Genomic DNA, 18,050 nt, shown 5'->3' on the forward strand with positions numbered 1-18,050 from the left:
CTGGGAACGGCGTGACGACATCCACGAAGCCTTCCTGGGCCTCGCGGCCTGCCTGATCACCCACCGTCATGTCCAACGCCTTTGTTAGGACCTCTAAGAGGACCGCCCCGGTCAGCGTGGTCAGGGCCAGCCATCCCAGCAGAAGGACGTACTCGCGGAGCCCGAGCAGCAGAACCAGCGAGCCCTCGTCTCCCGACTCGAGTCCAGCTACGGCCGCGGCGCCGAAGACGATTGCCACCGTCAGCAGCAGGAAGGCCGACGGTCTGCGATAGCGAATGAAGTTCATGATCCCCCGAACGATGTGGATCACGCAGCCTAAGGGAGAAGGCAGGGCAGAGTCTAGGGCCGATGAGCGTGGGTCACAGCCACTCGTTGATGGCTGCGACAAGGACGGTCGCCTCATAGCGGACCGCGAGTTTGTCGTAGCGCGTGGCAACCGCACGGTGCCAGTTGAGGCGGTTGATGCCGCACTCGACCGCGTGGCGCTGGCGGTAGTCGGCCGGGTCGAAATGCGGCGGCCGGCCGCCGCGGGAACCGAGTCCCTTGCGGTTGCGGGCCTGGTCTTGTCCGGGATGGTGCAGCGGATCCCTCGGCGCCGCAAGTAGGCGCGGTTCTTGCGGGAGCGTACGCCCTGTCGGCCCGCACGCGGTCGGGGCGGACGCGCGGCCGGCCCGGCCCGAGGCGGGGCACGCGGACCTTCTCCAGCACGGGTTCGAACTGCGGCGAGTCCCCGCGCTGCCCGGCCGTGACCACGATCGACATGGTTTTCTGCCCCTGCTCGACGGCCAAGTGCAACTTGGTGGTGAACCCGCCGCGCGACCGCCCCAACCCATGATCATGGGGCTCGGTGAAGATGCCGCCCGGTGGTTCCTTCTGCAGATCGCCCTGCTTGCGGGCCCCGGCCGCATGTTGATGGGCGCGGCAGACCGTGGAGTCGACGCTCAGGTCCCAGACGATCGCGCCCTTCGCGTCGGCCAAGGACTGCAGCCGGGTGAGAATGCGGTGCCAGGTGCCGTTGCGCTGCCACCGGCGGAACAAGTCGTAGACCCGGCCCCACGGCCCGTACTCGACGGGCACGTCCCGCCACGGAACCCCGGTCCGGACCCGAAACCGTATGCCGTCGATCAACCGCCGCCGAGGCCAGACAGGCGGCCGACCCGCCTTCGTGCCCTTCGGCAACAACGGCTCCAGCACCGCCCACTGCTCGTCCGTGAGATCTCCCCGACCCATGAGCCCTGATCATTCACAGCTCAAGATCCACTTTCGACACACGGCCTAGCCGCGGTCGGCGAAGAGCCGGCCCGGCCGGTGCCGCGGCCGCCCGCGAAGTCCGCAGATGCGGGGGCTCGCGTCCAGCAGCGGCGTCAGTTGGGTCACGTCGTGCCTGTTCCCGCCGGTCAGGGTGACAGCGAGAGGTGTGCCGTGGCGGTCGACGATCAGGTGGTGCTTGCTGCCCGGCCGGGCGCGGTCAACCGGCGAAGGTCCGGTGTGAGCCCCCCCTTCAGGGCCCGGATGTGCGAGCCGTCGATCGCGCAGGCGTCCATGTCGAGCAGGATGGCCTTACGCAGCTCGGCCAGGAGGCTTCGTGCAGGCAGGGCCCGACGCCGGCCTCGGTCCCGTCCCGCAGCCGCCGCCAAGCGGTCACCCCGCTGCAGCCGGTCCGCTCGGCCGGCACGTCCCTCCAGCTCACGTTCTTGCGCAGCACACACACAATGCCCCGCAAGGCCGCACGGTCGTCCGCCGGCAGACGCCCCGGAGACCGATGTCGCAGCGGAGGCCAGGGCGGCAGCAGCGGGGCGATGCGTTCCCACAGCTCATCAGGCACAAGATCATCCGACACCCGCACCACTCTGCCGCCACCCGACCTGACCGCCAAGCCCCTACGCCGAACTCATTCTGAAACGATCAGGTAAGAGGCCCGGGGCCCTTCACTGAGTCTCCGCCAACTTGAAGTCGCAGGTCAAAGGGCTGGTGTGGCCGACCCTCGGGCGCTCACGCCCGTCCGTCAGAACCCCGTTGCACGCCGTCCCGGCGATGCGGCCGTCGATGTCGACGGCAGGCGGCACCGGCAGCGACAGCGGCGGCGACACCGAGAGCGACCTTGTCGCGCTGCGGTTCATTTCCGTCCCTTGTCTTCGCGGCACAGGACGCAGAGACCGTCACTTCCCCTGCCGTAGCGGTCGACGGGGCCGCCGCACTCCCGCACCTCACCCCGCCCGCCACCCGCAGGAGCGGCTGTCGCCCTCATAGCCGCGGTGGCCGTACCCGGACCCCCGGACCGACGGAGGCGTCGTCGGGTTGAAGGGGCCTTCGCAGTCGGGGCATTCCGTCGGCGGCGTACGACGCTGGCAGCCGCAGTCGCACCGGTCATCCGTCATCGTCATCACCTCGGGCGATCTTCAGGACTTCGGTGACGAGGACATCCGCCTCCTCGCCGGTCAGACACGCCGGCCACTGGCACGGCTTCTCGCACACGTGCCGCTCCATCCGGCAGCCGCGGTGACACCCGCACTCGTCCCGCTTGCCGGGGATGCCCCGCCGCTGGCGCCGTCACCCACACCGCCGCCGGGGACGGCCTGTCGAAGGTCGCGGCGCGTTACTCCGTCCCCGGCGGTTGGGAGGCCCTGTGGCAGGCGAACCGGGGTGCGATCGGGAACAATCCGGACATGATGAAAGCGGGACAAGTGATGACGATCCCGGTGTCGCCGCAGCCGGGTACGGGCGTCTACCGCGGCCCCGGCGAGGTCGGCAAGCTCGGCGCCTTCGGCTCCTGGCTGGGGCGCGAGGTACAGGCCACCGACTACCTCGACCCGTCCTGGAACGGGGACTGGAACCCGGTCGCGCTGGCCCGCTGGGGGGCGTGGAAGAAGACCCAGCCCGGCCGGAAGGTCGTCCTCGGGATCCACATGGTGCCGAAGCAGGGCGGATCACTGAGCGCGGGCCAGCGGGGTGCGTACGACGCCCAGTACCGGGAGCTGACCCGGATGCTCGTGAAGCACGGCCTCGGCGACAGCGTGATCCGGCTCGGTTACGAACCCAACAACCCCAGCATCGGGCCCTGGCAGGGGACGTCGAACCCCGAGGGTTTCAAGGCGATGTACCACCGGGCCCACGGGATCATGAAGTCGATCGCGCCGAACCTGCGCTTCGACTTCAACCTGGCTGTCGGGACGTCCGGTCGGGTCACCTCCTGGTGGACGCTCTACCCGGGGTCCGCGTACGTCGACATCGTCGGTCTCAACGTCTACGACGTGTGGTGGCAGCGGTACAGCGCCACCCCGCAGCAGCGGTGGAAGCACACGCTCACAACGACGATCGGTGTCGCCGACCACCGGGCGTTCGCCGCCGCCGTCGGCAAGCCCATCTCCTACCCGGAGTGGGGCCTCTACAAGCGCGGCGACAGCTACGCCGGCGGCGGCGACAACCCCTACTTCGTCGACCGCATGGCGGAGCTGACCCGGCACGCCCGGTACAACGCCTACTTCGACCTCGACTGGGGCGGTGGCGTTCTCGACAACTTCCCCAACGGCAGGGCGCATTACAAGGAGCTGTACCGATGACCGAGATCGGCAAGGCCGAGGAGGCCGACGGCGGCTGAGCGATACCTGCCCTGGAACCCGACCCGGCGGCGCGTCTGGACGGAGCGCCCGTGCTTCCCCAAGGGCGCCATCAAGTGGCGGGACGAGTACCAGTGGAGCGGCGGAGGCTCCAACGGCCGGCTCCGGATCTACCGCATCCACGAGGGCCGCGACACCATCACCGAGATCCCTCCGAGAGAGTGGGACGATCATGCCTGACCCCGTCCTCGACGCTCGCGGTGTCGTCATCGCCCCCGGCGACTGGGCCGTCGTCGTGCACGGCAGGGGCGATACGGCCAGGCCGTACCACGGCAGCGTCAGGGGGCACCTTGCCGGGGCCAGCTGGAGGTGGCCCGCACTCCGTCCGGCTACCCGTATGTGGACGTGCCCGAACTGGGCCGCGTCTTCGAGCACCCCGAGCGCATGATCACACTGAGAGATCTCCATGGAAGTGCCTGACGCCCGGAACGTCGCCATCGAGCCCGGCGACACCGTCATCTACGGCTTCGGCATCGGCCGCAGCGCCGCCATGACCGAGGGCGCGTCATCCTCGCGCAGCCCACCATCCCCGCAGCAGGTCCCGACGTCATCCCCATGCGGCGCAGCTGAGCGACCGCGCGTCACTGACCTTGCCGGCCTCAGGCGGCGGCAGGGTCAGTCGGCGTTCCCGAAGCAGGCGCCGATGTTGTTCCACATGAAAGCGTCCTTCCAGTCCGCGCGCCCCTTGGCCCAACCTCTCAGGGCGACGATCACCTTTTCCCGGGAAATCGTCCGGGTCTGGTAGTGCTCTGCCGCCGTCCCGTCACGGCACTCCAGCTGATAGGTGTTGTCATCCCTCGGCCACACCTGCTTATACCAGTCGCCGGCTGCATCATCGTCGACTCGCTCGACCATCACGAAGGCATTGCCCCGCCCGAGGTTCGCCACCATCCGGCTCAAGGCCGTGGGCCCCGGATTCCTCACCTGACGACCGTGCTCGTCTCTCGCTTGCAGCATGGCTCGATCATCCCCCACAGCTCTGGCACCCGAAGAGCAACCACGTCACGCGCGCTCGCTCCCCACGCGCCCGCGTTGGTTCACTGCGCGAACCAACAGGGGCGAAGAGCAGCTCTGAGGAAGATTCGGGATCGGCAGCACCCCGCCGAGATCCCCGTGCCGCCCTGTCATTCAGAAACCGCCTCTCCCCTCCCTCCCCCCGGTGAGCAGCTCACGCACCATCGCCGCACGAGCCGGATACGTCCTGCCCGAGGAAGAAAACGAGTGCATCTTCTGCGGGAGATCGTGCCCGACACCCTCGCCGGCACCCCGCAGGAACCGCTGCAGGTCGTGATCGTGCCGGGGCAGCCGGGCGCGGGGAAGACCGCGATCCGTCCCCCGTGACACCAGTCCTGTCCGTGCGAGGGGAGCCGGTCAACGCCATCGCCCACCAGGCAGCCCTCCACTCTGCCACCACCCTCGTCTGGGCTCGCAAGTGATCGAGAGGACGCGCCTCAGGGGTTGGCGGTCAGAGAGGATCGAGGAGCATCAGGACCTCGTCTCGGGTGTCGTCGGGGGCGAAGCGCAAGGCGCCGGGCCAGCGGCCGACCTCCCGCCATCCCAGGCGGCCGTAGAAGTCCTCCAACCCTTCTCTCCCCCGGGCCGTGAGACGAAGCTGCTCAAGCCCCAGCTCGTCACGGGCCACAGTCCGCAACTCACGCATGAGAGCGGAGCCGACCCCACGGCCGCGGAAGCCGGGGTGGGTCTGGAGGTGGTGGACCGTTCCCCAGTGCGCGACGAGCCGAAAGGGATCACTCTTGAGGACAACCCATCCGGCAAGAGCCTCACCGAACCTGGCGACGATGAGGCGGCTGCGCGACGGGGCGAGATGGCTGAGGAGCTCGTCTGCGACCGGCAAGACGTCGTCGTCATGGACCGGAGGGAAAGGAAATCCCGCGGCACCACCTGCGTTCGTGACCGCGATCCAGCAGTCGACGAGCTGACGTCTCAGATCGGAAGAGACCTCATGCATCTCGGTGATCTGGGTGAGAGTGGGTTTGAACCTCTGCTTCATGCGCAGGAGCATCCCAGTCGCTGCTGACATCGAAGTGAGTCGAGCCTCCGGAGTCACCTACGCCCCACGCCTTCAGAGAGACACCCCCTAGCTTGATCTTTAACCTGTGCGGCGAGGTCCTGGGGTCGTCGACTTCTTGTTCCCGGACGTGGCTGTGCCGGTTTTGCGCACTGTGTGGATGTCGTGTCGTGGGGTGGGTCGGGTGTTCTTGCTGCCTGGTGGCCTGCCGGGGCCGGGGCGGGAGGGTTTCGGTGCACCGGCCGGGCAGGCGGCTGTCGGGCGGATGTGCCGGAAGTCGCGGCGGACGCGGGCGGGCGTGAGACGTTCGACAGGTGCGGGTTTCTCCCAGGGCCGACGCCGGTCAGCTGCCAGGGGTCGGGCGAGACGAAGTTGGGTGTAGGCGGCGAGGATCAGCCAGGTCCATCGGTCGGCTGCCTCTGGGGTGCGGATCTTCGGGCAGGTCTAGCCGAGGGTTTGTTTGAAGAGACGGAAGGTGTGCTCGATGTCGAAACGTCGCAGGTATGCCTGCCAGAGGCGGTCGGTGTCGCTTGCGTCTGCGTCGGTGCCGGACCACCACAACCAGACCGGCTTCGGGTGGCTCCGCTGGGCAGGTGGTCGATGTCCAGGCGGATCACGGTCCCCTCGATGATCGGGAGGGTGGCGTCGGCCGCGGCCCAGGACGAGCGGTGGGTGAGCTTGAGGTGGAGCCGGTTCCAGGACCGTGCGGTGGCGGTGCCGTAGAGGCGTGTGTCGGTGACGGTGGTGGCGTCCGGGGTGCCGCAGGTGTCGGGCTGGCCGAAGACGAACTCGCCGCCGTGCCGGGGCGGCCGGCCTTTGGTATGGGGCTGTCGTGATGGTGCGGGTCTGCGTAGGACGCGGTCCGAGCGCATCCGGGCCAGGACCTGCACCGGCAGGTCCCGCAGAAGGTGGGCAAGCCGGGGTGCGTCGTATCCGGCGTCCGCGATGACGAGGATGTCCGGGTCGCCGGTCTGCCACTGGCCTGCGGTGATCAGCCGCTCGACGAGGTCGCGCAGTTGCCGGGCGGTGACGGTTGCGGTGTCGTCCCCGGGTGCCAGACGGAGCGCGTCCAGGGGTGCGGTCCACGAGCTGCGGCCGGGTTCCAGCGCGCAGACGACCGAGTAGGGCCACCCGGGAACGGGAATGTGCTGGTCCTTGCCGCGGCCGTAGGTGTGGCACAGGGTCCGCTGCGGTGAGGTGTGGGCGTCGGGCCGCAGCCAGCAGGTGACGTCGACGGCCAGGACCAGCCGGCCGTCAACGGACCGGGGTAGCGGGACCGAGGCAAGGGCTCGCCGCATCCGGCCGGTGTCGACCCGGCCCTGGGCAAGCGCGGCGTAGAGCCCTCCGTGGCCGCGGCGGTGTTCGTCCACCAGCGACAGCTCGGCCAGTGACCTCACCGGTCCGTCACCGCACAAGACGGCATCGGTCAGCTCGAACAGAGCGTCCGAACGCGCGGCGAGACAGGAATAGAACTCGCCCCGGAAGCGTGACAGTTCGGCCAACGGCTCCTGCCGGGCATCGTGATGCAGCAGACTCATCCTCACGGCCTTCGTGCTGGACGTGTTCCTTGGTCGGAGCACATGTTCAGACGAAGGCCGCTTCCGTGTACGGCGGATACCAAACCGAGTGATCAAGTACGACGCACCGTTCGACGCCGCACGTTAAAGATCAAGCTAGATGTCAGCGTCCGTGGCACGCCCATGAGTCACTGCGGCGGCAATCAGCGCCACAAGGTTGTCGGTCCAGCAATCGGACTCCATCGTCGCTACCTCAACGCCGCATCCGCCGCATCCGCCGCAGACGAGGTTGGGCCCGTCTTGGCCCGCGAGCCCGCAGCAACCACTGCCACGCCGCGGGTCTGGGTGAAGCACCGCCCCAGGAACATCGTCCGGGTGGAAGATCAGAAGGCTGCCGTCGAAGTTGGTCTTGAAGGTCCCCAGAGCCATCCGCGGCGGAGCCACCTCGTGACCCGGCGGCCGCTCGGGACCCCTCACTGGTTCCCCGGGCACCACTTCGCTGGTCACGGGCTGCTGACAGTTGGCACAGCGGAAGATGGTCATGCCGTGATTCTCTCGGGCTGCACGCGGCGCTATGAGGCCGGGACGCTAAGGCAACTGCATCGGCCTTCGCCGGCCCCCCAGGCCCCCGCTCCGGTCGGCATCGTTCGGCGCGCGGCGGCATCGTCGTGGCCGGCCTCCGTCCCAGCGGTCGCCGTACCGGTTGCACAGCGGGTTGCACCACCAGTTGCGCAGCAGGTTGTACCGCTCGTTGCGCAGTAGGTTGCGCCAGCGGTTGCGCTGCCCCTTTCGCAGCCGGCCGGTATCCGCTGGTCAGCCCCCGTGGGTCAGTGGATGGGTCACTCCTACGCCTCCTCCTGGACGCACAGGAGGAAGTTGTGGTCCATCTCCGGCAGGCGGCCGGGTGCGTCAGCGGCGGCGCGAGAGGAAGTCCAGCATGAGCACTACTCGACGTCTCCTCGGCGCTGGCGTCAAGGTCCAGATCCCCGAGCGCGCCGACCGCGCGAAGACCGCCTTCGAGCGCGCGGTCGGCGGAGACTGGATGGAGATACCAACGCCTGTTGAGCGGCGCCCGGTGGGGCGCGGCGGCCTTTCGGCCCCGGGGGCGCCGGCAACAGGAGCTGATCTCGACGATCACTGGGCACCGTCGGACGGACAGCCGCCGGTGACCGCCTTCGTCTATCCCGTTTTCTCCAGCTCGGCCTCCGCAAGCCTCCAGAATCCCTTGGGTCGATCCTCCAGCAGCTCAAGGAGCATGCCGCGGAGCAACGAGTCCGAACGACGGGCCCTCTCGTGCCAGGGATCGCTCAGCCCATGAAGTTCATCGCGACGCTCCAGAAGGTTGATCCGCCTCAACGCCTGGGGACGAGGGGGCTGGCTCTCTGTGCCCTTGACCCTGCGCCATGCCTCCATCCACTTCAACCAGTCGCGGTTGAGCACACCACACCCCTGGATGAAGGCGGCCATCTGCCTCTCGTCGACGGGCAGCATCTCCCGGTTGAGGATGCGCGAGATGCTGCTGAGCGGCAGCATGTGAGCGCCGCCGACCCTCTTCTGCATCTCTTCGTACGGCCGCGCCCCGAGGTTCACATGCAGGGCTGCCAGGCCGTCGAGCAGCGCGGTCGGAATGCTGCTGCCTTCCACGAACACCTTCCGCCGCCCTCCTCGCTCGTCTCGACGGGCCTTGAGCCGCAGGATGAGCGCCCTTTCCTGGGTGCTCACCCCGCTTCCACACGCGAGGAGGTAGGCGTTGATGGTTTTGGCCGATGGCGTAGACCTGCCTGAGGCGGCTCTCTTCAGCGTTGCGGCAGACACATCCGACCCTGCCGCCATCTGCTTGTACGTCGGCGTTCCGGCCCGAACGCGCTCCGCGCGCAGCAGCTCGGCGAGCATCCCCCGATGGGCGACACTGCGATCGACCGGGTTCTCCGGGCGTCCCATATCCGACCCCTACTGCTGAGAGGCACGCAGGACAAGCGCGGCGAGGCCGGCGACGAGACGGCGGCCTCCACTGAGCGCGAGCACAGCGAGGACACCGATCCCTGTGGAGTAAGCCAGGAGCGGGACGATCTCGGTGGTGGGCATGCCCGTCACGGCGAGATCTGCCGCGGTGACCGGGAAGACCGCAAGGCCGAGAACGACCGGAAGGGTCAGGCGGTTCGTCTCCGAACCCGGCGCGACCGCCGGCTCCGTTACGGCCGGGCTCGAGATGTTCTTGGGCATGGTGATGCCCCCCTTCGTACTTCGCCGGGGAGGGCAGAGCTCTTCCCTCGGCACACGTGGCTGCATGAACGGCAGGTGCTTTCGCGGGAGTTGGCGCTCCCTGCGCTGCCGGTCCAATCCTTGCAGGTAGATCCGTCATCCGCGGCGCAGTGACCACCCGCAGCTCGCCGTTGGCTCACTGGCTTTCCGCCAGGGCGGCATTCTTTTTGGGGGAAGATAGGACAGGCGTTCAGCCGTAACGAGGGGCTCCAGCGCCTCGATCTGCTGACTTCGGGCCCCTCTGTGAACAGTTTGTTCAGCACCGCAGCACCGTCGGCCCCTAGGGCGTGTATCGGAAGTGGATCTCATCAGGTGTCGAGCGGAAGTTCCAGCAGTTCCTCTGGAGGCTGGAAACAGGAGCGTTGATACAGAGGGGTGCTGCGCTCTGACGGCCATACGATCAAGCCCTCAAGGCCGGCGCTGCGTGAGTGCTGCTTCAGCGCCTCCAGGAGTGCCGAGCCGGCTCCTTTGTTCCGTTGTGACGGCATGACGAAGAAGTTCGTGACATAGCCGAACGGGTTGTTGTCGCCATAGGGCTCCGGCATCCTCTCAACCAGACAGAGGAAGACGTGTCCGCAGATTTCACCCTCGGTCTCCGCGACCCAGGCCAACCAGTGGCCTTCGCTGAGCCGGGTGCGGATCCACTGCTCGGCCTCTTCCAGGAGCCGAGCAGGAGCTGGCGGTTGCCCTTCGTGGTCCTCCTGCTTGAACGTCCAACGTAGTTCGGCCAAGGTCCGCGAATCGGCGGGCCGGGCCGGACGCACGATGAGGTCTGCCGTCATGGGACGAGCTTCAGTCCTGTAGCACGGTGAGGCAAACCGATTTCCGCGCCGGTCACAGCCACTCGTTGATGGCCGCAACGAGGACGGTCGCCTCATAGCGGACCGCGAGTTTGTCGTATCTCGTAGCCACCGCCCGATTCCTCTTGAGGCGGTTGATGCCGCACTCGACTGCGTGGCGCTCCTTGTAGTCCTCCGAGTCGAACTTCGGCGGTCGGCCGCCGCGTGAGCCGCGCTTCTTGCGGTTGAGGGCCTGGTCAGCCTTGTCTGGGATCGTGCAGCGGATGCCGCGTCGATACAGATAGGCGCGGTTCTTGCGGGAAGCGTAGGCATTGTCGGCCTGTACCCGGCGGGGACGAACGCGCGGTCTGCCCGGCCCCAGCCGCGCGACCCGGATGCGTCCCAGAACGACCTCGAACTGCGGGGAATCGCCGCACTGCCCAGCCGTGATCACGATCGACATGGGCTTCTGGCCCTGCTCGACGAGGTGCAGCTTGGTGGTCAGGCTGCCGCGCGAGCGTCCGAGCCCGTGGTCAGCCGGTTCGCTGGCAAAACCGCCGGGCGGCTCCTTCTGTAGATCCCCCTTTTCCGTGCCCCGGCGGCGTGCTGGTGGGCCCGGCACACCGTGGAGTCGACGTTGATGTCCCAGGTGATCAGGTCCTTCGCGTCCGCGCGGGCCTGAAGTGCGGCGAAGATCCACTGCCACGTGCCATCGCGTTGCCAACGCCGGAACAAGTCGTACACCCTGCCCCACGGCCCGTACTCGGCAGGTACATCCCGCCAGGGGATGCCGGTGCGGACCCGAAACCGTATGCCGTCGATCAGCTGCCGCCGGGTCCATAGCGGCGGTCGGCCGGGCTTCGCACCCTTCGGCAGCAACGCCTCCAGCACCGTCCACTGCTCGTCCGTCAGGTCTCCACGCGCCACAAACCAAGATCATCCCATGCTCGAGATCCACTTCCGATACACGCCCTAGTTGGCTCAAAGACCTGGTCATCGGTTTGAACGATGACCAACAGGGGGGTATCCATAACGCCATGGTGCTTCGGGCACCTGGTTGCCCCCTGTCGTACACGTGGCTGCACACGGATTGATCAGGGACTTCCTGCCCCTACGTTGGCGCGTGGGTGCCCCAGGCCGCCGTCCACTCCTGTGGATGGCGGCCTTGTCGTTTCCCTTGGCCCCTCGGCCTCTTGCCGACCCTACGAACCCGGGAAGGACCCCAGCATCCTCACACCGTCCTCTTCCTCGTACTGGGCCAGCGTCTTCCTCGGCCGCTCCGCGAGGTCCTGGAGGTGCGGCGTGAGCGCGCGCTCCATCGCCATCCCCTCCCGAGCCCGCTGTCTCGCGTCCTCCTCGTCGAGGAGTTCTCCAGCGTCTTCGCGGGACGCGGGTCCAGGCGGTCTAGCATCCACGCCGACGCTCGCCCCTGGGCGCCGGCAGACGCGCTTCTCGCTGCGGTGCTCACCCGACGGGGTCGGTCCACGTCTGGTAGGTCTCCGAGACGACCGGCCCTCGCTCGGCCTCCTCGATGTGGCCGGCGGCGCTGACATCGGCCGCGGCTCGGGCTCGGGTGACGCGGGAGTAGAGCGCGGCGTAGGCGTCCGGCGAGTTCACGTCGAGCTGCCCGTCGTGCTTGTCCTCGATGGCCTCCTCACCGTGGGCGAGCCAGCGGAAGACGGTGGCGCGGGAGACTCCGGCGACCTCGGCGGCCTGGCCGATCGGCAGGCCCACCACAGCGGCTCGAGGGCGGAGGTCCATCACCGTCGGGTCAGGAGCGAGGGACGGCCCCGTCGTCGCGGACATCGGCGAGCGAGGGACTGCTGGGGGTTCATCTCTTCGGTCATGTCGGCGGACCGTACGGACGCCGACGGCTAGCGTCTCGTCCTTCAAACGACTTCCGAGACCGTCCTACGCGCGCGAGAGAGTAGGACCGCCCTCTTACGTCCCGGCCTCACCGAACCGGTCCGCGAGCAGAACGCCACTGCGCCCGAGCCGATCCCGAACCGCGGCGGCCTGCTGCCGGCTTACTTCAAGGCACCGTGGGAAAAGGTCTACCGGCACTACCCTTCGGCAAGGTGGGAGCCCCCTTCGTACGGCCTGTCCGCTGCCGACTGGCCCGACCCGGGCAACCCGTCGCCTATCCGCCCGCGCCGCCTGCACGCGCTCTGACCGAACTAAGAACAGGAGAACTCTCATGTCCGAGACGCCCCGCTCCCTCGACGAGCACACCCCGACCACCATCGTCTACGACATCGCGGTCGAGAATGCCAACGAGCTGATCGCCCTGCTGGCCCACCGGTCCAACACGGCCGCCGACCCGGCCACCCGCGAAGCATGGTGGCAGCGCGTCCTCGCCGTCCGCGACGCCCGCCGGGCCGTGGACCCGCTGGACCGCCAGGCCCTACTCGACCAGATCTCCCTCTGGAAGACGGAGACCGAGACCCTGAAGGCGGGCCGGTGAACGACCCCAGCGTCTACTTCCTCACCGAGGAGCAGTTACGCACCCACCTCGAGGAGCAGGTGTGCGAGTTCGTCTTCGGCGGCTACGAGCCCCAGGAGACTCCCGCACTGGTGCTGCTCGGCGGCCAGCCCGCGGCCGGGAAGAGCCAGGCCATGGCCGCTACCGTCCGGCGTCACGGCGGCACCCTCGTACCTCTGACCGGCGACGAGGTGCGCCCGCTGCATCCTCGGTACCACATGCTCCAGGGCGAGGACGCCCAGACCCGGGAGATGGCCACCGCCCAATTCTCCGGCTCCATGGTCCGCATGAGCATCGAGCACGCCCTGGAGCACAACTACGGCCTGCTGCTCGAAGGCGTCTTCCGCGACCCAGCGATAACGATCGGGACCGCCGAGCGGTTCGCCGCCGCCGGCCGCCCCGTGGGAGTCGTTGCACTCGCGGTTCGCCAGGAACGCAGCCGCATCGACGCCCTTGTCCGGTTCCTCGAAGGCGGCGAAGGCGGCCGGTGGACGCCGCCCGAGCGCCAGGACCTGGCCTACGGCAAGGTGCCCGAGACCGTCGCGGTCGCCGAGCAGAGCCCCGCCGTCACCTCGATCATCATCACCAACCGCTCCGCTGACAATCTCTACACCAACGAACGAGGACTGGACGGCCTGTGGCCCGGTGGTCCCAGCGCTGGAAGCCGAGCGAGCCAAGCCGATGCCCGCGCAGGGAGCCGTGTCCTGACTCGCGACCTACCGCACGGTCCTGGTCGAGATGGCCGCACAGAGCGAGACGACCGACAAGAGCCGCGGCGTCCTGCGCCAGCTCGGCCGGGACGCCGAGACCGTCGCGGCCATGGCCTCGCCCGACCTCCACAGTCCGGTACGCCAGCGGTATGAGGCGGTGAAGCCGCGGGTCCGCGGCTACCGGCCGGGCCGGCTGTCCGCCCTCTGGTTCATCCCGCGGCGGTACGGGGTGGACTGCCCTTGCGGATGGTCCTTCGACACTCCGGCCGATTTCTTCGACCGTATCTTCCCCGCTTTCGACGAGCACCGGCAGGAGTGCCGGCGGCCTACTGCTGCGTCCACCAGGTGAGGGCCGCCCCAAGGATGGTGGTGACGAGACCGATGACCCAGCCCGGCACCCGCTGAATGGTCAAGTGAACTCCACCTATGCGGAGTTCGAGGAACGGCTGCTGCTTCCCGCTCTCGGACATGACGGTGCTCTTGGGCATGAGAGTGCCCTCTCTCGGGTGGGGTGGATTTGCTGCTTGAAGCCTACGAGCCCGGCGGCGATCAACTGTCTGTTGATCACGAAAAGTTCAGCCCGTTAGAGGAAGAAATCTCGGTCGCGCCTGTTTCTTCAGGTCGGCAGCCGGGTAGATGGCCGAACCCCCTTCGCGACTTCGAGGGCCCAAGTGCCCTTCGGCTCGATGCTTCCCGGGTTCTCACCCCTGCTCCTGAGTGCGCCCCCGGTGTGCTCTGACGCGCCGCCCCATGCGCGTTCGATACGAATGACCAGAGCCGTCCCTAGCAACCCTTGAAGGACACCGTCGTGCCCCGACGCATGCAGGCCAACGAAGAAGCACCCCGTGCCCACACCGTCGAGCACGCCGAGCAGTGGGACTGCGACCGGCACCCCCCGTGCGACCCCGTCAAGGAGAGGAACCCCATGACCGACGTCGAAGCCGCCATCCACAGCCTCAGCACCACCAACCTCGGCGCGAACGTCGCCAGGGGCGCCGTCCTCAACGTCGTCCGAGGCAAGGTCGGCGTCCCCGACACCGGCACCTACATCGTCGCCGACGGCGTCGTGTACGAGGCGGCGCCCTGGTCCGTGAAGGAGCGGCTGCGGCCGGGCAGCCGGCTCTGGAAGTGGACGCTCGAAGCAGAAGAGCCGCCGGCCCCCGTCCTCGAGGAGGGCAAGACGTGCCGAAGCCGCAACGACCACGGCGCCTCGGTCAGCAGGAGGTTCGCTGTGGAGACCGTCCGGGGTGAGGGCGAGGGGCGTATCGCGTTCGGCTTCATGTCCGGCGGCGGAGCGGGAGACCGGTGGACGACCCGGGTTGAAATCGGCGACTGGGAGGAAGTCCGATCACACGCCGCATGCAGGCCGACTGACCAACCCCTGACTGTACGGACGCGGGGCCGACTCAGTGACGTGGGCGACCAGTGGCGCAACCTACCGCGCAATCGTTGACGCAATCTGAGCCGTACGCATACCAGGCGCCGCGTCAGTACCCGGGCGCTCTGCTCGCATGACCTCGCGCGTACGTCGTCGAGGTGACGTACGGCTGGGGGTGGTGCCGCACACGGCGGGCGCGGTAAGACTGGCCCTTTGCACCAGACGCCGTGGTGAGTGACCCAAACAATGACCCTCGCAGTCACAGCGGTGCAGGGCGGGCCGTGGTGGAGCCGGTAGCGAAGAGAATCGTCAGGGCCGCCGAAGGAGCCAACCGCGGCCCCTCTTCGGCTCGGGGCCGTCCTGTGGTTCCGGCGGCGCAGCGGCCTCGAGGCGGGGCGGGCTGTTTCGGCGGCGGCATCCTGACGGGCGACATCGTCGGCACGGCACGGGCCGCACACGGACTTGCCTCCAGCCCGTACAGCGGTCCGGTGCACGGTGATCTCCTCCCAGCGCTCGTCGCTGAGCTTCCGCCCGCACCGCGCGCATATCAGGCGCTGCGCCTCCCGCTCAGCGGCACGGCGCCACTGGTCCTCCGCGTCGGCGCGGGCCTCATGGTCGCGGTAGAGGGCGTGGCCGTCGGGGTTGTCGAGCGCGTCCGTCAGCGTCTGCTCGCCCTCCCGCCCCAGCCGCCGCCACACTGCCACGTCGGCGCCGCAGCCGCGGCGAGGTCCGGGATGCTTCGGACGCCAAGCGGCCCGGGGCGGCTCACGGGGTACTTCCGGGGCGGCTCCCGGATCGTCGGGAGTGCGTCCGCCGGGGCGGGGATCAGGCGCGTTGGAAGCCGTCGGCGGCCATGGAGATGGTGAGGGCCAGGAAGGCGAGACCGACGGCGATGATGGCCAGGAAGACGAGCGTGCCCGCCGCCTTGGCGATCCACGATTTCGCATGGACCGGGTCGGCGGGGTTCCTCGGGTGGTAGGCGACCTTGATGGTCGGCGCGGTGCCGGAGATGTACGCGCCGCGGACCACGCCGTGCAGGTCGGTGTAGGCATAGTCCTTGGGGCCGCGGCGCACCGCCTCGACGGTGATGCCGTACCGGGGGTAGGTCCACTCGCGGTACTGCATGGACAGGGCCGCGACCCCGAATGCGGCGATGCCCACGGCGATGGGGATGAACACCAGGAACGCGACCGCGCGGCTCACCGACTCCACGATGCCCAGGGGTACGGCCACCCCGACCGCCACCAGGCCGGTGACCCACGCCGTGAGCCTGAACGCGCGCGTGTACCAGTCGTCGTCGGACCCCGCCGGCGCGCTGTCGGTGACGAGAGCCGTGCCGTCGGCCGCCCGCTCCTCCGACAGGAGCGCGGTGACGGCGTCGGCGAACGCCGTGGCCGCCACCTCACTCACGCCCTGGACCTTGTACGTGACCGGGGTCGTCCCGGCCGGGGCGGTCAGCTCCACGGCAAGGGCACGGCCCTCGGCGCAAACACGGCGGACGGCCTCGAGCGGGATCCGCTTCTCCTTGCGCCGCCGGCTCAGGACGAGCACGTCGCCCTGAGCCTGGAGGGTGGTACCGGCGCGGCCCCGGAGGACGGGTATCGGTGAGGTGGTGGTGGACATGAGCGCTGATAGTAGGGCCGGGACGGCTTTCAGGCGAGTGGCTGCATAGGTGAGAACCAAGAACGGATGTCGGCGGGTTCCAGGATCATCCGCTGCTGGGCCGGCTCTGGAATGTTGCCGAGTTCCAGGAACACCTCACTGGCCCGTGTCGGGCATCGGGTCCAGGGCGGTGCAGCATGAGCGCGTGTATCGAAAGCGCTGTTCGCCATGCTCATCGGTGGCTGGATACGCGAGCCGGGGGTGACGCGCACCACCTCTCCAGGCGCATAGTTGAACACGTTCAACAGTTCTGGCAAGGTGACTTCCCGCAGACCATTCCTATCGGTTGACCGACGCGGGCTGGGGGCGGGAGGGCCTGATGACGGGCGGAAGCAGGCTGCGTGCGTGGGTGGCAGCCCTCGGCGGCTTGATGGTGATGTTGACCGTTCTGACCGCATGCGCGGGTCCGTATCAGTACTACGAGGGAACGGGGCTCCACGACGCCACGACGACCGAACTCGCCGGAGGCTGGGAGAACGTCGAAGCAACCCGTGTAGTGCTTCGGGAGGACGGAACGGCCCTTCTTGAGAAGCTCGACGGACAGGACTTCGACTTCGAGGACGGCTGGCGTCTCTCCGGTGCGGGAACCTGGCAGCTGACCGACGATGACGGCGGACAGGTCGTCCGACTCGCGCTGACGGCCCGGAGCCGAGTCGAGAGGCGCTTTCCCGCACCTGTGGCCAACCCTTCGGCTCAGGAGCCCCCGTCAACCTACTCGTGGCTCTTCTCTGTGGACCGCGACTGGCACGATGGGCTGGTGCTGTTCTTCATGTACGGCGATCCGGACATCGGGAACATGTACGTGATGACGCGCGAGACAGAGTCATAACCATTCGTTGATCGCTGCGACCAGCACGGTCGCCTCGAAACGGACGGCGAGCCTGTCGTACCGCGCGGTGACGCAACCCGCGCCGTACGCGTGCCAGGCGCCGGTCAGTACCTGGACACTCTGCTCGCGTGACCTCGCGCGTACGTCGTCAGGGCAACGTACGGGGTGGTGCCGTACGCAGCGGGCGCGGCAAGGTCGGCCCGGCATCGACCTCGCCGACGCCGACCCGGTCACCGTCCACCCGCACGTCGGACTCGTCCCGCAGGACTACACCCGCTGGCCCCTCGACGCCCGCTCCAACGTCCACCTCGGCCAGCCCCGTGCCGGCGGTGGGTCCGCCATCCACGCCGCGGCCCAAGCGTCCGGCGCCGACGCAGTCATCGCCCAGCTCCCCCAGGGGCTCGACACATCCCTCGCGCGTTCCTAATGGGGCGGGCACGACCTCTCCGGAGGACAGTGGCAGCGCCTCGCCATCGCCCGCGCGTTCCACCGCGACGCGCCAGTCCTCGTCATGGACGAGCCGACCGCCGCCCTCGACGCCCGCGCCGAGCACCGCACCTTCACGCGTCTCAAGTCCCTCGCCGCCGGCCGCGCCACCCTCTTCATCACCCACCGACTCGCCAACGCCCGCCTCGCCGACCGCATCGTCATCCTCGAAGGCGGACGCATCATCGAGACCGGCACCTATGACGAGCTCACCCGGCGCGGGGCCGGGTCCGTCTTCTACCAGATGCTGCAACTCCAGGAGGGCACTGACTGACGTGGGCCGACGACTCTCGGTGGTC

At 68.5% G+C, this 18,050-nt stretch carries 19 protein-coding genes and 4 pseudogenes; 7 read left to right on the forward strand and 16 right to left on the reverse strand.

The genetic code is table 11. The features are described 5' to 3' along the window. From ACFVU3_RS28495 to ACFVU3_RS28510, 4 genes and pseudogenes are all read right to left on the reverse strand, one after another. The coding region (locus ACFVU3_RS28495) for a hypothetical protein (RefSeq protein ID WP_390070614.1) at positions 1-310 on the reverse strand (310 nt) is incomplete at its 3' end. A 49-nt stretch (positions 311-359) separates the two neighbouring features. Then, positions 360-1,230, reverse strand: a pseudogene (locus ACFVU3_RS28500) (IS5 family transposase). A gap of 48 nt (positions 1,231-1,278) precedes the next feature. Beyond that, positions 1,279-1,840, reverse strand: a pseudogene (locus ACFVU3_RS28505) (IS5 family transposase); the annotation flags it as partial. Positions 1,841-1,928: 88 nt separating this feature from the next. Further along, positions 1,929-2,120, reverse strand: a complete 192-nt coding sequence (locus ACFVU3_RS28510; RefSeq protein WP_390070616.1) for a hypothetical protein — start codon at positions 2,118-2,120, stop codon at positions 1,929-1,931. A 546-nt stretch (positions 2,121-2,666) separates the two neighbouring features. Here ACFVU3_RS28510 and ACFVU3_RS28515 point away from each other — a divergent pair. After that, positions 2,667-3,560 carry a hypothetical protein gene (locus tag ACFVU3_RS28515; RefSeq protein WP_390070617.1) on the forward strand — a complete coding sequence of 298 codons (894 nt, stop codon included), beginning with the start codon at positions 2,667-2,669 and terminating at the stop codon, positions 3,558-3,560. Positions 3,561-4,232: 672 nt separating this feature from the next. On the opposite strand, the gene ACFVU3_RS28520 is transcribed toward ACFVU3_RS28515, so the two are convergent. From ACFVU3_RS28520 to ACFVU3_RS28560, 9 genes and pseudogenes are all read right to left on the reverse strand, one after another. Then, positions 4,233-4,574, reverse strand: a complete 342-nt coding sequence (locus ACFVU3_RS28520) for a hypothetical protein (RefSeq protein WP_390070619.1) — start codon at positions 4,572-4,574, stop codon at positions 4,233-4,235. 508 nt (positions 4,575-5,082) lie between these two features. Beyond that, the gene (locus ACFVU3_RS28525; protein ID WP_390070620.1) at positions 5,083-5,628 is read right to left on the reverse strand and encodes a GNAT family N-acetyltransferase; all 546 of its coding nucleotides are present in this window, start codon (positions 5,626-5,628) and stop codon (positions 5,083-5,085) included. 99 nt (positions 5,629-5,727) lie between these two features. Further along, positions 5,728-7,184, reverse strand: a pseudogene (locus ACFVU3_RS28530) (NF041680 family putative transposase). A gap of 135 nt (positions 7,185-7,319) precedes the next feature. Next, positions 7,320-7,706 carry a hypothetical protein gene (locus ACFVU3_RS28535; protein ID WP_390070622.1) on the reverse strand — a complete coding sequence of 129 codons (387 nt, stop codon included), beginning with the start codon at positions 7,704-7,706 and terminating at the stop codon, positions 7,320-7,322. A gap of 636 nt (positions 7,707-8,342) precedes the next feature. Further along, the gene (locus ACFVU3_RS28540) at positions 8,343-9,056 is read right to left on the reverse strand and encodes a hypothetical protein (RefSeq protein ID WP_390070623.1); all 714 of its coding nucleotides are present in this window, start codon (positions 9,054-9,056) and stop codon (positions 8,343-8,345) included. A 57-nt stretch (positions 9,057-9,113) separates the two neighbouring features. Beyond that, positions 9,114-9,386 (reverse strand): hypothetical protein, encoded by a 273-nt coding sequence (locus tag ACFVU3_RS28545; RefSeq protein WP_390070625.1) that lies wholly within the window; start codon positions 9,384-9,386, stop codon positions 9,114-9,116. Positions 9,387-9,733: 347 nt separating this feature from the next. Then, positions 9,734-10,207: a GNAT family N-acetyltransferase gene (locus tag ACFVU3_RS28550; protein WP_390070627.1), complete on the reverse strand. Its 474-nt coding sequence runs from the start codon at positions 10,205-10,207 to the stop codon at positions 9,734-9,736. 52 nt (positions 10,208-10,259) lie between these two features. Continuing rightward, a protein-coding gene (locus tag ACFVU3_RS28555; RefSeq protein WP_390070629.1) for an IS5 family transposase occupies positions 10,260-11,131 on the reverse strand; the annotation gives its coding sequence in 2 pieces (ribosomal slippage) (positions 10,260-10,783 and positions 10,783-11,131; 873 coding nt in all). A gap of 537 nt (positions 11,132-11,668) precedes the next feature. Further along, positions 11,669-11,965 carry a hypothetical protein gene (locus ACFVU3_RS28560; RefSeq protein ID WP_390070631.1) on the reverse strand — a complete coding sequence of 99 codons (297 nt, stop codon included), beginning with the start codon at positions 11,963-11,965 and terminating at the stop codon, positions 11,669-11,671. Positions 11,966-12,401: 436 nt separating this feature from the next. Between ACFVU3_RS28560 and ACFVU3_RS28565 the strand changes: the two genes are divergently transcribed. Both ACFVU3_RS28565 and ACFVU3_RS28570 read left to right on the forward strand, forming a co-directional pair. Next, positions 12,402-12,668: a hypothetical protein gene (locus ACFVU3_RS28565; protein ID WP_390070633.1), complete on the forward strand. Its 267-nt coding sequence runs from the start codon at positions 12,402-12,404 to the stop codon at positions 12,666-12,668. Then, the gene (locus tag ACFVU3_RS28570; RefSeq protein ID WP_390070635.1) at positions 12,665-13,549 is read left to right on the forward strand and encodes a zeta toxin family protein; all 885 of its coding nucleotides are present in this window, start codon (positions 12,665-12,667) and stop codon (positions 13,547-13,549) included. The genes ACFVU3_RS28565 and ACFVU3_RS28570 overlap by 4 nt, the downstream gene beginning before the upstream one ends. A 173-nt stretch (positions 13,550-13,722) precedes the next feature. Here the strand turns inward: ACFVU3_RS28570 and ACFVU3_RS28575 are convergent, their stop codons facing one another. Then, complete coding sequence (locus ACFVU3_RS28575) at positions 13,723-13,884, reverse strand: hypothetical protein (RefSeq protein WP_390070637.1); 162 nt, start codon at positions 13,882-13,884, stop codon at positions 13,723-13,725. Positions 13,885-14,321: 437 nt separating this feature from the next. Between ACFVU3_RS28575 and ACFVU3_RS28580 the strand changes: the two genes are divergently transcribed. Then, the gene (locus ACFVU3_RS28580; RefSeq protein ID WP_390070638.1) at positions 14,322-14,849 is read left to right on the forward strand and encodes a hypothetical protein; all 528 of its coding nucleotides are present in this window, start codon (positions 14,322-14,324) and stop codon (positions 14,847-14,849) included. Positions 14,850-15,599: 750 nt separating this feature from the next. Here ACFVU3_RS28580 and ACFVU3_RS28585 read toward each other — a convergent pair. Both ACFVU3_RS28585 and ACFVU3_RS28590 read right to left on the reverse strand, forming a co-directional pair. Further along, positions 15,600-16,397, reverse strand: a complete 798-nt coding sequence (locus ACFVU3_RS28585) for a hypothetical protein (RefSeq protein WP_390070640.1) — start codon at positions 16,395-16,397, stop codon at positions 15,600-15,602. Positions 16,398-16,426: 29 nt separating this feature from the next. Beyond that, the gene (locus tag ACFVU3_RS28590; RefSeq protein WP_390070642.1) at positions 16,427-16,693 is read right to left on the reverse strand and encodes a hypothetical protein; all 267 of its coding nucleotides are present in this window, start codon (positions 16,691-16,693) and stop codon (positions 16,427-16,429) included. Positions 16,694-16,755: 62 nt separating this feature from the next. On the opposite strand from ACFVU3_RS28590, the gene ACFVU3_RS28595 reads away from it, so the two are divergent. The 3 genes and pseudogenes from ACFVU3_RS28595 to ACFVU3_RS28605 form a co-directional block, all read left to right on the forward strand. Next, positions 16,756-17,265, forward strand: a complete 510-nt coding sequence (locus ACFVU3_RS28595; protein WP_390070644.1) for a hypothetical protein — start codon at positions 16,756-16,758, stop codon at positions 17,263-17,265. A gap of 7 nt (positions 17,266-17,272) precedes the next feature. Further along, a complete protein-coding gene (locus ACFVU3_RS28600; protein ID WP_390070646.1) occupies positions 17,273-17,692 on the forward strand; it encodes a hypothetical protein in 420 nt (139 codons plus the stop codon). Between the two features lie 21 nt (positions 17,693-17,713). Next, positions 17,714-18,025: pseudogene (locus ACFVU3_RS28605) on the forward strand (ATP-binding cassette domain-containing protein); the annotation flags it as partial. Positions 18,026-18,050 lie beyond the last annotated feature (25 nt).

It is taken from the genome of Streptomyces sp. NPDC058052 (assembly GCF_042885515.1).
GTDB lineage: Bacteria > Actinomycetota > Actinomycetes > Streptomycetales > Streptomycetaceae > Streptomyces.

Bases quoted from the DNA above. Each gene is read 5' to 3' on its own strand.
- ACFVU3_RS28510 (WP_390070616.1), bottom strand. From the start codon at position 2,120: ATGAACCGCAGCGCGACAAGGTCGCTCTCGGTGTCGCCGCCGCTGTCG.
- ACFVU3_RS28515 (WP_390070617.1), top strand. From the start codon at position 2,667: ATGATGAAAGCGGGACAAGTGATGACGATCCCGGTGTCGCCGCAGCCG.
- ACFVU3_RS28520 (WP_390070619.1), bottom strand. From the start codon at position 4,574: ATGCTGCAAGCGAGAGACGAGCACGGTCGTCAGGTGAGGAATCCGGGG.
- ACFVU3_RS28525 (WP_390070620.1), bottom strand. From the start codon at position 5,628: ATGAAGCAGAGGTTCAAACCCACTCTCACCCAGATCACCGAGATGCAT.
- ACFVU3_RS28535 (WP_390070622.1), bottom strand. From the start codon at position 7,706: ATGACCATCTTCCGCTGTGCCAACTGTCAGCAGCCCGTGACCAGCGAA.
- ACFVU3_RS28540 (WP_390070623.1), bottom strand. From the start codon at position 9,056: ATGCTCGCCGAGCTGCTGCGCGCGGAGCGCGTTCGGGCCGGAACGCCG.
- ACFVU3_RS28545 (WP_390070625.1), bottom strand. From the start codon at position 9,386: ATGCCCAAGAACATCTCGAGCCCGGCCGTAACGGAGCCGGCGGTCGCG.
- ACFVU3_RS28550 (WP_390070627.1), bottom strand. From the start codon at position 10,207: ATGACGGCAGACCTCATCGTGCGTCCGGCCCGGCCCGCCGATTCGCGG.
- ACFVU3_RS28560 (WP_390070631.1), bottom strand. From the start codon at position 11,965: ATGGACCTCCGCCCTCGAGCCGCTGTGGTGGGCCTGCCGATCGGCCAG.
- ACFVU3_RS28565 (WP_390070633.1), top strand. From the start codon at position 12,402: ATGTCCGAGACGCCCCGCTCCCTCGACGAGCACACCCCGACCACCATC.
- ACFVU3_RS28575 (WP_390070637.1), bottom strand. From the start codon at position 13,884: ATGCCCAAGAGCACCGTCATGTCCGAGAGCGGGAAGCAGCAGCCGTTC.
- ACFVU3_RS28580 (WP_390070638.1), top strand. From the start codon at position 14,322: ATGACCGACGTCGAAGCCGCCATCCACAGCCTCAGCACCACCAACCTC.
- ACFVU3_RS28585 (WP_390070640.1), bottom strand. From the start codon at position 16,397: ATGTCCACCACCACCTCACCGATACCCGTCCTCCGGGGCCGCGCCGGT.
- ACFVU3_RS28595 (WP_390070644.1), top strand. From the start codon at position 16,756: ATGACGGGCGGAAGCAGGCTGCGTGCGTGGGTGGCAGCCCTCGGCGGC.